This window comes from Erwinia sp. B116 (assembly GCF_002865965.1).
Taxonomy (GTDB): Bacteria; Pseudomonadota; Gammaproteobacteria; order Enterobacterales; family Enterobacteriaceae; genus Erwinia.
In genome coordinates, this window is the sequence record NZ_JRZZ01000040.1 from 18,806 (window position 1) to 31,860 (window position 13,055).

The following is a 13,055-nucleotide window of genomic DNA, read 5'->3' on the forward strand; positions in this document are numbered from 1 at the left end:
GTCCGAAGAATGCCGAAAAAGAGAAATAATACGGCATGTTAGCAGATAAGTAACTTGTACTGCACCACTTCCCGGTTGCATGGCGGTAGCTGCGGCGGTGAGGGGACTGGCCTGCAGAGGAAAGGTACCATGACATATCAAGACGTTAGGGTTAAGTTTTTTGTCTGGTGAGAAATTTCTTATCTTTAATGTGCAATTAGTGCGAATTGGCTGTCATAGTGTCAGCAGCATCGTTCATCGCCACGCCCCGTCGGGGCACGCTGGCGATGCTGTCACCACCCCGACATATGCCCAGTTAGCAGGCCAGTGATGAAAAATATTTTGATTATTCGCCGTGACAATATCGGTGATTTAGTTTGTACCACACCGCTGATCGAAGGCATTAAGACGACATTTCCCGATGCGCACATCTGCCTGTTAATTAACACCGTGAGTCAGGATGTCGTCCTCCACAATCCGCATATCAATCAGACCTTTGTCTACCGTAAGGCGAAGCACCGCAGCCGGGGTGAAAGCAAGCTGAGCGTCTATCTGGCACGCATGAAAATTTTGCTGCAGCTGCGCCGCATCCCGTTTGATGTCGCCATCCTCGCTAATCCGACCCCCTGTAAGTACAGCCTGCGGCTGGCGAAGCTGGTCGGTGTGAAAAAAATTATCGGCGCGGATACCGGCGACCGGGGGATCCACGTGCCGTTTCGCGCTGAGAATTTCAACGGCCTCCATCAGGTAGAGCGCACCTTCAGCTACCTCTCTGCGCTGACCACAATGCCGCCCGCTATTCCGCCGGTGCGCATCTGGCTGACCGCGCAGGAGCGTCAGCAGGCACAGGCCAACCTGGCTACCCGCCTTCCGGCCGACGGGCCGCTGCTCGGCGTGCATATCAGCAGCCGCAGCGAAAAACGCCGCTGGCCGCTGGAGCGCTACGTGGCGATTATTCAGCGGCACCTGGCGGTGAACCAGGGCCGGGTGCTGATCTTCTGGTCGCCACAGGGCACGCTGGCACCGGATGACGTCGGTGACCAGCACCGGGCGGAGCAGGTGCTGGCCGCCTGCGACAGCACGCGGGTCGCGCTGTGCCCGACCGCGTCGGTACGTGAGCTGGTGGCGGCGTTTGAACACTGCGATACGCTGCTGTGCAGCGACGGCGGGCAGATGCATCTGGCCGCCGCGGTGAATCGTCGTCAGGTGGTGCTGTTTGGCGATACTGACCCGAAGGCATGGCATCCGTGGTCAGGTGAGTACCGCATAATGCAGACCGCCTCGGGCGAGTGTGCCGACGTCAGCGTCGAGCAGGTCTGGACACAGCTGCAGTCCTTCAGCGCCCCAGCGCCAGATACTGCTGACAGATGGGCTGAATATCGTACGCCATTAGCGGCTGGCTATTGATGACCGGTGGCGACGCGTAGATCGCCGCCATCGTCTCCGCCAGCGACGCCACGTTCAGTTCGGCCAGCGCCTGGCTCAGCCCCGCCTGCTGCAGGATCTCCGCCGGCCCACCCGGACAACGGGTGCTGACCACCGGCGTGCCGCACAGCAGCGCCTCCACCAGCACGTTACCGAAGCCTTCGCTGTCCGAGCTGAGGATCAGCAGGCGGGCATGTTTGATGATCGGATAGGGGTTAGCCTGAAAACCGGCGAAAATCACCCGGTCATCAATACCCAGCGCTTTCGCCTGCGCTTTCACCCCGGCGATACGCTGCTCGTCCCCGGTACCGACCAGCACCAGGCTGGCCTGAATGCCGGACGCCGCGTAGGCCGCCAGCAGCCGGTCATGGCGTTTGTGCGGATGAAAGCGGCCGACGTGAACCAGATACGCTTCCCCGGCCACCGCCAGCGGCTCGGCCGCCTGCTGCAGGATTGCGGCAATATCAAACGGGTTGTTAATCACCGCCAGCCGGGCAGGGGTGATGCCGAGCTGTGCGGGCAGATCGTCCGCCGCCGCGGCGGAGACGGCAACAATATTTTTCCCCTGATAAATACGCGCGATCTTCTGCCGTTTGAACCAGCGGTTCAGCCCCCGGCGGTGGCCAAGGTAGGAGGTCGACAGGATGCCGTGAATGCAGAACCACAGTTTTTGCGGTGCAATGGTGCGGCAACGCGCGACGATGCGGTCGGTTTTATGCAGGTGTGAGAAGATCAGATCGAAGGCGCCCGCCTGGCTTTCAGCGGCGGCGATGGCGTTGTCGAGCGCGGCAGCGCGGCGGGAAAGCTCGGTCAGCTTACGCCACGGCGCACTGCTGTGCGCCTCTACCACCTGATAGTCAATGCCCGGTGGCAGGGCGTAGTTGCAGACGTCACGCAGCGAGAACAGGCTCACCTGATGGCCGAGCTTCTGCATGCCTTCACACAGCGTCAGCACCACTTTCTCCGCGCCGCCGCCGGGCAGGCCGTCAATAATCATTAGAACGCGCATCGGTTATCTCAGAATATGTTGATAGAGCGCAACCAGCTGTGCAGAGAGCCGCTGCGGGGTGGATGCCAGCACGCGCTCGCGGGCGGCCAGCGCCATTGCGCTGTCGGTGGCCTGCTGCGGTAGCGCCATCACCGCCTCGCGCAGCGCGGCCACGTCGTGTGCGCCACAGACGTAGCCGTTGACGCCGGGCTGAATAAATTCGGCTCCGCCGCAGGTGGTCGAGGTGATCACCGGCAGGCCGCAGGCCATCGCTTCAAGGATCACGTTAGGGAACGGGTCGTACAGCGTCGGCAGCAGCAGGCCGTCGGCCGCCTGATACCAGGGCAGGGTGTCCGCCTGCATGCCGACGAAGCGGATGCGGTCGGCGCAGCCCAGCTGGCTGGCCAGCGCCCGATACTGTTTTTCGGCCTTATCTTTACCGACCACCAGCAGATAACGATCGGTGCCGGCCACGGCGCGTATCGCCGCGGCAAGCCCCTTGCGCTCGAAGCCGGAGCCGACGTAAATCAGCACGCTGGCCGTCAGCGGCAGCGACATCCTCTGGCGCAGCGCGGCGCGGGTGGCATCGTCTGCCGGGGTAAACTGTGCGGTGTTGATGGCGTTGTAGATCACGTGAATACGTTCGCTGGCGACGCCAAAGCGCTCGATAATCTCCTGTTTGACCATCTCTGCGTTGCAGATCACCGCTTTCAGCTCGGGGGCCTGATACATCTCCCGCTCGGCCGCCATCACGTAGCGGTGATAGCGATCGTTCTGCAGCAACGCCCGCCGCCATGCGGGAAGCAGTTGGGATCGCAGCTCCAGCCAGCGCTGATGCACGCCGTCACCGGCGCGGTAGATGTCGCAGCCGGCGATGCGTTCATGGCTCTGCACGATATCAAACTGCTCGCGCTGCCACAGCTCCCGCGCCGCGCGGGCAAAGCCGCGTTCGCGGCTGATGCGCCCCCATTTGGCCGGGTTACAGATATGCAGATGCCAGTCCGGCTGGCGCTCCCCCTGCCACTCGCGGGTGATGACGTTGAGATCGAGCGCGTGCTGGTCCAGCGCCTGCAGCGCGCGGGAGATAAAACGTTCGGCACCGCCGTCCGGGCGGTATTTCTGGCGGACAATTGCCAGCCTGATCGGCTTCATACCAGCGCCCTCCGTGCCGCAGCCACCACCACATCCACCGGAATGGCGTCCAGATAGCGTTCACCGGTGCCGGTATTGACCGCATCCGGATCCGGCAGCGCGGCATAATCTCCGGCCCAGATCACCTCGCCGTTAACCTGCCACGGCCGCCAGAATACCAGCTTAGAGGGGCCAAACAGCGCCACGCACGGCGTCTGCAGCGCGGCGGCCATATGCATCGGCACCGAGTCGACGCCGATAAACAGCCGGGCATCATCGATCGCTGCCGCCAGCTGCGGCAGCGTCAGCTGGCCGGCCAGCGAGGTCACGCCGTCGCGGCTGCGCAGGCGGCCAATAATCGAGGCGACCATCTCCTGCTCGCGCGCATCGGGCCCCGAGGTCAGCACCAGGTGGTGACCGTCGTCCTGCAGCGCCTGCAGGGCGGCGGCGAACTTGTCGTCGCTCCAGCATTTGAAGAACCAGCGTGAGGTCGGCTGCACCACAATATAGTCCCGTACGTCGCCCAGCAGCTGGCGCACCGCCTGGCGATCGGCAGGGGCGTAATGCATCGCCACGTGCGCCTGAACGGTGGGCAGGGCCAGCGGGGCCAGCAGGGCGAGATTCTGTTCGACGGTGTGTAACTGGCCGTGACCCTCGGTGGGCACCAGCCGGGTATGGCAGCGGGACCAGAGCGCGCCACGACGCTTGGGAAAATCAAAGCCCAGCCGCACGGCCGCGCCGGTAAAGCGGGTAATCACGGCGCTGCGCCACTGATCGGCGAGGTTGACCACCAGGTCATACCGCTGGTTACGCAGCGTTTTCATCAGCCGCCACTCCTGGCCGATCTGATAGCGCACGCCCTGCTTTTTCCAGCGGCGGTCGATGGCATAAATGTGGCGGATGTCCGGGTGGCTGGCGAGCATCGGCCGCGTCTCTTCATACAGCAGCACGTCGATGTGTGCCGCCGGCCAGGCCGCCTTCAGCGAGTGGATGACCGGCGTGGTCAGCAGCATATCGCCATGATGGCGGAATTTAATCACCAGGATGCGCGGGGCCTGGGGCAGTGAAATCGGCAGATCCAGAGGTTTCATGCGTTATCGCTAATAGACAAACCAGCTGATGATTCTAAAGCAGTCACCGGGGCGTGACCAGCCTCGCGACCCGCTGCCGGCCCGGGGTACAATTACCTTTGCGCTTTCACTGCCCGCTACGTAACATAGCGCACTGATTATCCGGCAGACAGGAATGGAAATGGCAAAGCCCGCGTTTATCATCACAATCGATACCGAAGGCGATAATCTTTGGCAAAATCACGATCGGATTGCCACGGAAAACACCCGTTTTCTGCCGCGCTTTCAGCAGCTGTGTGAGCGATTTACCTTCAAGCCTGTCTGGCTGACCAACTACGAGATGGCGATCGACCCGGCCTACGTTGAGTTTGCCCGTGACGTGATCGCCCGCGACAGCGGCGAAATCGGCATGCACCTGCACGCGTGGAACAGCCCGCCGCAGCATGACCTGACCGGCGATGACTGGCGGCACAAACCCTACCTGATTGAGTACCCGGAAGCGGTCATTAAAGAGAAGGTCAGCTTTATGACCGACCTGCTGGAGCAGACGCTGCAGGTGAAAATGCGCAGCCACCGCGCCGGCCGCTGGGCGTTTAACGCCTATTATGCCCGCCTGCTGATCGAACAGGGGTATCAGGTGGACTGCTCGGTGACGCCGCGCGTCAACTGGCAGTTTTCGCCGGGGGCACCGCAGGGGGCGGGCGGCACCAACTATCAGCACTTCCCCGATCGCCCGTGGTTTATCGACCCGCAGGATATCTCCCGTGCGGGTAACTCGCCGCTGCTGGAGGTGCCGATGAGCATCCAGTATAAGCATTCATCGCTGATGAACGGCGTAAAGCAGGGCTGGGATCGCCTGCGCGGCAAGCGCCGCAGCCCGTCGGTGCACTGGCTGCGCCCGTCGCGTGGCAATCTGCAGCAGATGCTCGGCGTGGTGGATAAAACCCTGGCGGGGGGCAGCGACTACGTGGAATTTATGCTGCACTCCTCTGAATTTATGCCCGGCGGCAGCCCGACCTTTAAAACCGCAGCGGACATTGACGCCCTTTATGACAATCTTGAGCAATTGTTCAGTTATCTGCAGGAACGCTGCGTGGGAATGACGTTAACGGACTATTACCAACAAAAATCACGTGAAAGCCATGAAAAAAAGTAAGGTAAAATGGATCGGTTATCTGTTAACGATCTATCATTTTTTTGCACGTAAATTAGAAAAGCACAAGGCTCTCGATCCTTCGCTGGAGTTTGAACGCATCGTCATTTATTCGACCACCGCGTTGGGCGATCTGATGTTTAACACCCCTGCCATCCATGCGCTGAAGCTGCGTTATCCCGGCGCATCATTTGCGCTGGTTTCCAGTGAAAAAAACCGGCCTCTTGTTGAGGGAAGTGAGTGGTTTAATCAGGTGTTCTACTGGGATAATAAGGTCAGAAATTGCCATGCATTGATCCGTTCTCTGAGACGTTTCAGGCCCCAGCTGACGGTGATCCTCCACTCGTACATGCCCTATGATATTTTATGTGCCGTGTTGTCGGGCAGTCGCTATATTATTCGCGATAACTATCTGGTCGACAGCTCAGAGTTAAATAGCTGGATAAATGCATATTCAGCACCTTTTGACGGGCACCTGATCCAGCGAAAGCTGAACCTTCTGAGCATCCTGGGTTGCGAAACAAAGGATCCGTCAATGCGCATTCCTGTTCATTTTAACCGGGCTCCGCAGGACCTATCAAAACGTATTGGTTTCCAGATGGGGGCATCAGAATCCATGCGCTGCTGGCCTGTAGCACGCTTTGTTGAACTGGCTAACCGGCTGACGGCATCAGGCTACAGGATAGTGCTGATCGGCGGTGCGAAAGATATGCCGCTTGCCGGGCAATTTATGGAGCTTGCCAGTGAAAGTGTGGCAGCGCAGACTGAAATCCTTATCGGTAAAACCTCGCTGACTGAACTGTTGACGGTCATTGACGGGCTGGACGTCCTGGTAACAGGAGATACCGGGCCTTTACACCTCGCCGTGGCGTTAAAAACGTCGACGGTTAGTCTGTATGCCAGCGCAGAACCCGAACATACGGGGCCTTATCAGGATCGCGAGCGCCACATAACGCTCAGGGTTGATGATATCCCGGGGGAGATCCGTCAGCCTCTGCAACTCATTGAGGCTGACGATGTCTGCATTCATGTAACAACACTGGCGAAGAAATGATATCAGGGGCGGTCAGGCGCAGGCTGCCCTTTAACAGGCAGGCTGAGTACCACTGCAATCGGGAACCAGAACAGAAACCATGACTCGCCAGGATTACCCAGAATAAACATTCCCTGGCTGGTGTAAAATATTAGCGAGAACACAATCATTGAAGCCTCCAGCGCCTGGTTTATCTTGATATGTTGCCATCCCATATACAGCGAGTAACCCACTACGGAAAGCATCAACGCCATGCCAAGGCTCCCACCTTTCAGTAACGTTCCAAAGTAGATACTGTGGGTGGTATGAACGCGCTCACCAATCTGATTTACAAAGTCGAGTTCCTTATCAAACCCCCATCCCATCCACGGCTTTTGTAAAAACAAGTCCCAGGCATCCCGCCAGATACCTATGCGAATGAAACTTTGTTGATATGTGGAGGCAAGACGCGCGGTTAGCGTATTATCATAGTTGCTGAGAAAAAGGATGAGAGCCAGTACTCCGATAGTCAAGGCACCCATTAACAGGTAACTAAGATGCGTACGGCGGAGCAACGTTAATAACGGTGCGCAGGCCAGCAGCAGGGAGAATAAAGGTCCACGGCTTTGGGTAAATAACAGGCCTAAAAAAAGCAGTGCGATTGGTAAAAAAATCCATTTTTTTCCCGTATCACGAATAAGAATAAAGCCACAGATTATGCTAAGGCTAAAGTAACCCCCCAGATCAATCACATTTGATGGCTGATTAATTAATACCCTATCCAGCCTGCCGGAGACGATGTTGGCTTTATCAACATAGATAAATATCAGCACACAGAGGATGACAGTGGCTAAAAAAAACAGTGACAAAACAATGTTCTTGTGACCATGCAAACATGATAGTCGAAAGAGCAGAACGAAACCTAAAAGATAGAGGCTGTGCTTTAACGTTGATAAAATATTGGAGGGATCGGATCCCCACAGGTTACTCAATGAAAACCAGACAAGAAAGGACGCTAACAGTATGATTCCGGTATTAAATTCTCGTTGACTGAATATTCTTTCCCGCAGTATTTTATGGGAGAGAAGTGTAACCAGAAGAAGAGTGAATGAAAGATAGAATAAAACAGACGATCGAAATTCTCCACTCAACAGCGGAAGGGAAAAAACAAATGCCATATAAGTCAGTATGGTGGTTTTGACTAAGTATTTGTTGTTTTCAAATGTCATGACTTGTGACCTTTTTAAAAATTTCATCACTCAGGGCGCTGTTTTGCGAAAGGTTTAAAACCTGAATTTTATCTTCTTTAAAGATTGAACTGGCGAGGGAGAATGCTGGCTCAATCAGAACGGAAAATTGACTTTCAAGAAAGCTTGGGGAGCGGTCTTTATCATTCTCATAAAATCTGGGGCGATGGAAATTGTTCATATCCAGTCCTGCGATGATCACCCGAGAGAACCCCATGAATTTCACGATTTGCAAAGACCAGTAAACAACAGTGGCGGCATCAAATATACCTTCTCTGATATCATTGCTGAAGGCAATGTTATTGTTTTTCGGACTAAAGCTAATGTGGCTTTTATCATGACAGGTCTGATATATTTCACTGCTTTGAATTTTAGGTTGATATACCCTGAAGCAGGCATCTTCTACCACCGCCAGACGACAGCGTAGGGCATCAATCCCAAAATGATGTACTATTTTCATGATACCGTTGATAGTAGTAAATAACAGCACCTCGGGACGACCGACGATTTCTTTTACCAAAGACAGTCTCTGATCGATGAACGTCATATCGACTATGACATACAGGCTGAAATCCAGCACCTTGTGTAAAAACCAGGCACCATTTACGCCCATCGCTGGCATAGTGACCAGTGGCGAGAAGTCGGTATCGTTAACGGAAGGACCAGAAGCGACTAACAGCAGGTCGCCACTGAATTTTCCCTTGAGCTCTGAGAGATCGACCAGGGGAATATTGTGACCGCGCAGTTTGAAAGACTGGATATGACCTTCCGCCGCGCGGGTAATTTTGACATAAGGCCACAAATTTTCATTATGTCGATAGCTGCGTGGGCGGGTATATCGATAAATTTGTTTAAAAAAAGTTCCCATAACCGATCTCAGTTCCTTACTGGTTCAGGTGCAAACACAATCTGACTACAGAAATTTATCTGCTTATTGAGTGGGCAGCACGCCGGTCAGCCCGATTTTCGGGGAGGTCGCTTTAACGATGGCCACTGTGCCATCGCTTTTTTCGCAGTGCTCCTGAATATGTGCTGTTTTATACCTGCAGCAGAGATTCCAGTTTTTCAAATACGACAGACGCCTGAATAGCGGCCATCTCACCGGAGGCTGGCGATTTGAGAACATACTGATTCTCCCCATAGCCGCCAATCAGCCCCGGATCGGTCGGGCCGTACAGGGTGATGTTCGGCCGTGCTAACGCGGCGGTGAGGTGGCTTAAGCCGGTGTCGACCGAGACCACGCCGCGTGCGCCGGCCAGCTGCAGCGCCACCTGCTCCAGCGTCAGCTTTGGCAGCACCTCGACGTGGTCAAAACCGTCGGCCAGCCGCAGCGCCCGCTGCTCTTCGTGCGGGGCACCCCAGGGCAGCCGGATGCGCAGGCCGGTGGGCTGTACCAGTGCGATCAGGTCACGCCAGTGGCTCTCCGGCCAGTGTTTGTTATCCCGCGTGGTGGCGTGCAGAAACACCAGATACTGACCGGCGTCGGCGGGTAACTCCGCGGTGAAGTGGCGGGCGATAGCATAGTCGCCGGGGGTGGCCGGTAACGGGTAACCGAGGCTTTTGGCAAACAGCTCACGGGTGCGCTCCACCGCGTGCCTGGCCTTCGCGATCTCATGGCGGCGGTCGTACCACCAGCTGGCAAACGGCTCACGCGCGCTGCGGCTGTCGGGGCCGTGCTTGACGCCGTGCGCCAGGCGCGTCACCAGCGCCGCGCTCTTGATCAGGCCCTGGGCATCGATAACCACATCATACTCGCGCGACTGCAGCTCGCGTTTAAACACCACGCGCTCCTCGCGAACCTGGCTGCCAAACCAGTGTTTACGCCAGCGGCGAATCGCTACCGGCAGCACTTTATCCACCGCCGGATGCCAGGCGGGGATCTGTGCGAAGCCCTCTTCCACCACCCAGTCGAAACGGATACCGGGTATCGCCTGCATAGCGTCGGTTAAGGCGGGCAGCGTGTGCAGCACGTCCCCCATCGAGGACGTTTTAATAATCAGAACCCGCATTCAAACTCCTGGCGTCGGGCAAAGCGTGGCCAGCTCGGCGATCACCCGTTCCGGCGTGATGTCGATCAGGCTCTGGTGATAACCTTCGGCGGCATCCCCTTTGCGGACTTTGTGATAGCCGGTGATCAGCCTGATCACCCGGGCGTGTTCGGACAGCGGCGGCGTGAAGTCCGGGCTGCTTGGCCCGTACAGCGCCACCAGCGGACGCTCCAGCGCAGCGGCGATATGCATCAGGCCGGAGTCATTGCTGACCACCGCCTGGCAGGCCGCCAGCAGGATCACCGCCTGCTCCAGCTGGGTCTCCCCGGCCAGATTGCGGCAGTGCTGGCGGCGCTCTTCGCTCAGCGTGGCCAGAATCTGTTGCCCGGTTTCATGGTCTTTGGCCGAGCCGAACAGCACGATCTGGTGTCCCTGGTCGATCAGCTGCTGCGCCAGGCTGGCATAGTGGTAGTGCGGCCAGCGCTTGGCCGGGCCAAACTCTGCCCCCGGACAGAAGCCGATCAGCGGTCGCCCGCTGTTCAGACTGAAGGCGGCCACGGTGGCCTGCTTCTCCGCCTCCTGCACCTGCAGCTTTGGCCACAGCAGCGGCTGCGGCAGATCGCTGGCGCGGGTGATGCTGCCTTTCGGGTAGCCCAGCGCCACGTAGCGCTGCACCATCAGCGGGAAGGCCGCTTTATCCAGCACCCGCAGGTCGTTGAGCAGGCCGTAGCGCATCTCTCCGCGCCAGCCTGTACGCCGGGGGATCGCGGCAAAGAACGGCACCAGCGCTGACTTAAACGAGTTCGGCAGCACGTACGCGCGGTCATAGCCGGCACCGCGCAGCTGCTGCCCAAGCCGGCGACGTTCGCCGATCGCCAGCGCACCGTGCCCCAGCGGCATCGCCAGCGCGTTGCTCACTTCCGGCATGCGCGACAGCAGCGGACGGCACCAGGCTGGCGCCATCACGTCGATCGTCGCGTCAGGGTGCTGCACTTTCAGCGTGCGATACAGGCTCTGCGACATCATCATATCGCCGACCCATGACGGGCCGATAACCAGAATTTTCATGACCCGGATCGTCCCGTTACGCGTTGCGGTTCAGCCAGGCCATATACTCCGCCACGCCTTCCGCCACGGTTTTAAACGGCTTGTCGTAGCCCGCTGCGCGCAGTTTGGTCTGGTCGGCCAGCGTGTAGGCCTGGTAGCGGCCTTTGAGTTTTTCCGGGAACGGGATGTATTCGATCGCCCCTTTCTGGTGGTAGTTCAGCGCGGCATCGGCCACCTGCTGGAAGGACTCGGCGCGGCCGGAGCCACAGTTGAAGATGCCGGAAACGCCGTTTTCCCAGAACCACAGGTTGACCGCCGCCACGTCTTCCACGTAGACGAAGTCGCGCTTAAAGCCGTCGCTGCCTTCAAACAGTTTCGGGTTCTCGCCGTTGTTCAGCTGGGTATTGAGGTGGAACGCCACGCTGGCCATGCTGCCTTTGTGGCCTTCGCGCGGGCCGTAAACGTTGAAGTAGCGGAAGCCACATACCGGCGATTCGGCTTCCGGCAGGATGCTGCGGACGTAGTGGTCAAACAGCATCTTGGAGTAGCCATAAACGTTCAGCGGCTCTTCAAACTGGCGCTCTTCGATAAAGTCGGCGTTGCGACCGCCGTAGGTGGCGGCGGAGGAGGCGTAAAGGAACGGGATCTGGTGCTCAAGGCAGTAGTGCAGCAGCTCTTTCGAGTACTGATAGTTGTTTTCCATCATGTACTTGCCGTCCCACTCGGTGGTAGACGAACAGGCACCTTCATGGAACACCGCTTCCACATCGCCAAAGTCTTCATCGGCGAGGATAGCGATCAGAAAGTCTTCCTTGTCCATGTAGTCGGCGATATCCAGGTCGACCAGGTTAGCGAACTTGGTGCCGTCTTTCAGGTTGTCGACTACCAGAATATCGGTGTGACCTTTGGCGTTCAGCGCCTTGACGATGTTGCTTCCAATAAATCCGGCACCACCGGTGACGATAATCATGAGCATTGGCCTTAAGTGGGGGCGTCGCAGGATGCTGACGCGCTAATGCTTCTATCATAACACTTCAGCGCTGTGCAGGCAGCCAGAGGAGTCTGTAACTGAAGTTGTCACCGGTGCCGTTACCCGTCCGGTTATTTTCCGTGAGATGTGCGGCAAAAAACAGATCGCGTTGATCGGTTATCCGGCTAACTGCTTTATTCTCAGATGTCCGTATTATCAAATGCACCAGCCGGAGGATAATCATGAAGCAGGATTTCTATCAACAGCTTAAGCAGCAGCTGCGCGAAACGGAAGAAGAGGGGTTGTTCAAAACGGAACGGCAGATCGTCGGCCCGCAGCAGGCGACGATTGAGCTGGCGGACGGCAGCGAGGTGCTGAACCTGTGCGCCAATAACTACCTCGGGCTGGCCAACCACCCGTCGCTGATCGCCGCGGCGAAAGCCGGCCTCGACGGCCAGGGTTTTGGCATGGCCTCGGTGCGTTTTATCTGCGGTACCCAGGATCGCCATCGTGCGCTGGAAAAGCAGCTGGCCGGCTTCCTCGGCATGGACGATGCCATCCTCTACTCCTCCTGCTTTGACGCCAACGGCGGCCTGTTTGAGACGCTGCTTGGTCCGGAAGATGCGGTGATCTCAGACGCGCTGAACCACGCCTCGATTATTGACGGTATTCGTCTGTGCAAGGCGCAGCGTTACCGCTACGCCAACAACGATATGGCGGAGCTGGAAAGCTGCCTGCGCCAGGCGCGCGAAGCGGGTGCCCGCCATATTCTGATCGCCACCGACGGGGTGTTCTCGATGGACGGGGTGATTGCCAACCTGCGCGGCATCTGTGACCTTGCCGATCGCTGGCAGGCGCTGGTGATGGTCGACGACTCCCATGCGGTCGGCTTTGTCGGTGCCGGCGGGCGCGGCAGCCATGAATACTGTGAGGTGATGGGGCGGGTGGACATTATCACCGGCACGCTGGGCAAAGCGCTGGGCGGCGCCTCCGGCGGCTATACCGCCGCAAAGCGCGAGGTGGTGGAGTGGCTGCGCCAGCGCTC

General features: G+C 57.9%; 12 protein-coding genes. 4 read left to right on the plus strand and 8 right to left on the minus strand.

Features of this window, described 5'->3' with window-relative positions; translation table 11 throughout:
• The first annotated feature begins 309 nt into the window (after positions 1-309).
• Complete coding sequence (locus NV64_RS19405; RefSeq protein ID WP_101506600.1) at positions 310-1,386, plus strand: glycosyltransferase family 9 protein; 1,077 nt, start codon at positions 310-312, stop codon at positions 1,384-1,386.
• On the opposite strand, the gene NV64_RS19410 is transcribed toward NV64_RS19405, so the two are convergent.
• Genes NV64_RS19410 through rfaQ form a run of 3 tightly spaced genes read right to left on the minus strand, consistent with a single transcriptional unit; the run spans position 1,316 to position 4,614 of the window.
• The gene (locus NV64_RS19410) at positions 1,316-2,413 is read right to left on the minus strand and encodes a glycosyltransferase (RefSeq protein WP_056233597.1); all 1,098 of its coding nucleotides are present in this window, start codon (positions 2,411-2,413) and stop codon (positions 1,316-1,318) included. The genes NV64_RS19405 and NV64_RS19410 overlap by 71 nt on opposite strands.
• Positions 2,414-2,416: 3 nt before the next feature.
• Positions 2,417-3,544: a glycosyltransferase family 4 protein gene (locus NV64_RS19415; RefSeq protein WP_056233599.1), complete on the minus strand. Its 1,128-nt coding sequence runs from the start codon at positions 3,542-3,544 to the stop codon at positions 2,417-2,419.
• The gene (gene rfaQ, locus NV64_RS19420; protein ID WP_056233600.1) at positions 3,541-4,614 is read right to left on the minus strand and encodes a putative lipopolysaccharide heptosyltransferase III; all 1,074 of its coding nucleotides are present in this window, start codon (positions 4,612-4,614) and stop codon (positions 3,541-3,543) included. Before rfaQ ends, NV64_RS19415 begins: the two co-directional genes overlap by 4 nt.
• Positions 4,615-4,774: 160 nt before the next feature.
• Here rfaQ and NV64_RS19425 point away from each other — a divergent pair, with 160 nt between their 5' ends.
• Positions 4,775-5,749 carry a polysaccharide deacetylase family protein gene (locus NV64_RS19425; protein ID WP_101506601.1) on the plus strand — a complete coding sequence of 325 codons (975 nt, stop codon included), beginning with the start codon at positions 4,775-4,777 and terminating at the stop codon, positions 5,747-5,749.
• Positions 5,736-6,800, plus strand: a complete 1,065-nt coding sequence (locus NV64_RS19430; RefSeq protein ID WP_101506602.1) for a glycosyltransferase family 9 protein — start codon at positions 5,736-5,738, stop codon at positions 6,798-6,800. The genes NV64_RS19425 and NV64_RS19430 overlap by 14 nt, the downstream gene beginning before the upstream one ends.
• A 2-nt stretch (positions 6,801-6,802) precedes the next feature.
• On the opposite strand, the gene NV64_RS19435 is transcribed toward NV64_RS19430, so the two are convergent.
• The 5 genes from NV64_RS19435 to rfaD form a co-directional block, all read right to left on the minus strand.
• Positions 6,803-7,987, minus strand: coding sequence for an O-antigen ligase (locus NV64_RS19435; RefSeq protein WP_101506603.1), 1,185 nt, complete (start codon positions 7,985-7,987; stop codon positions 6,803-6,805).
• Positions 7,977-8,873 carry a hypothetical protein gene (locus NV64_RS19440; protein ID WP_056233607.1) on the minus strand — a complete coding sequence of 299 codons (897 nt, stop codon included), beginning with the start codon at positions 8,871-8,873 and terminating at the stop codon, positions 7,977-7,979. Before NV64_RS19440 ends, NV64_RS19435 begins: the two co-directional genes overlap by 11 nt.
• 169 nt (positions 8,874-9,042) lie before the next feature.
• A complete protein-coding gene (rfaC, locus tag NV64_RS19445) occupies positions 9,043-10,014 on the minus strand; it encodes a lipopolysaccharide heptosyltransferase RfaC (RefSeq protein ID WP_101506604.1) in 972 nt (323 codons plus the stop codon).
• A complete protein-coding gene (gene rfaF, locus NV64_RS19450; RefSeq protein ID WP_101506605.1) occupies positions 10,015-11,061 on the minus strand; it encodes an ADP-heptose--LPS heptosyltransferase RfaF in 1,047 nt (348 codons plus the stop codon). It abuts the gene before it with no gap.
• A 16-nt stretch (positions 11,062-11,077) separates the two neighbouring features.
• The gene (gene rfaD / locus NV64_RS19455) at positions 11,078-12,010 is read right to left on the minus strand and encodes an ADP-glyceromanno-heptose 6-epimerase (RefSeq protein ID WP_056233745.1); all 933 of its coding nucleotides are present in this window, start codon (positions 12,008-12,010) and stop codon (positions 11,078-11,080) included.
• 242 nt (positions 12,011-12,252) lie between these two features.
• On the opposite strand from rfaD, the gene NV64_RS19460 reads away from it, so the two are divergent.
• On the plus strand, positions 12,253-13,055 hold an 803-nt coding region (locus NV64_RS19460), incomplete at its 3' end, for a glycine C-acetyltransferase (RefSeq protein WP_101506606.1).

Excerpts from the sequence above, each read along its gene's own strand:
- NV64_RS19405 (WP_101506600.1), top strand. The coding sequence starts at position 310 with ATGAAAAATATTTTGATTATTCGCCGTGACAATATCGGTGATTTAGTT.
- NV64_RS19410 (WP_056233597.1), bottom strand. The coding sequence starts at position 2,413 with ATGCGCGTTCTAATGATTATTGACGGCCTGCCCGGCGGCGGCGCGGAG.
- NV64_RS19415 (WP_056233599.1), bottom strand. The coding sequence starts at position 3,544 with ATGAAGCCGATCAGGCTGGCAATTGTCCGCCAGAAATACCGCCCGGAC.
- rfaQ (WP_056233600.1), bottom strand. The coding sequence starts at position 4,614 with ATGAAACCTCTGGATCTGCCGATTTCACTGCCCCAGGCCCCGCGCATC.
- NV64_RS19425 (WP_101506601.1), top strand. The coding sequence starts at position 4,775 with ATGGCAAAGCCCGCGTTTATCATCACAATCGATACCGAAGGCGATAAT.
- NV64_RS19430 (WP_101506602.1), top strand. The coding sequence starts at position 5,736 with ATGAAAAAAAGTAAGGTAAAATGGATCGGTTATCTGTTAACGATCTAT.
- NV64_RS19435 (WP_101506603.1), bottom strand. The coding sequence starts at position 7,987 with ATGACATTTGAAAACAACAAATACTTAGTCAAAACCACCATACTGACT.
- NV64_RS19440 (WP_056233607.1), bottom strand. The coding sequence starts at position 8,873 with ATGGGAACTTTTTTTAAACAAATTTATCGATATACCCGCCCACGCAGC.
- rfaC (WP_101506604.1), bottom strand. The coding sequence starts at position 10,014 with ATGCGGGTTCTGATTATTAAAACGTCCTCGATGGGGGACGTGCTGCAC.
- rfaF (WP_101506605.1), bottom strand. The coding sequence starts at position 11,061 with ATGAAAATTCTGGTTATCGGCCCGTCATGGGTCGGCGATATGATGATG.
- rfaD (WP_056233745.1), bottom strand. The coding sequence starts at position 12,010 with ATGATTATCGTCACCGGTGGTGCCGGATTTATTGGAAGCAACATCGTC.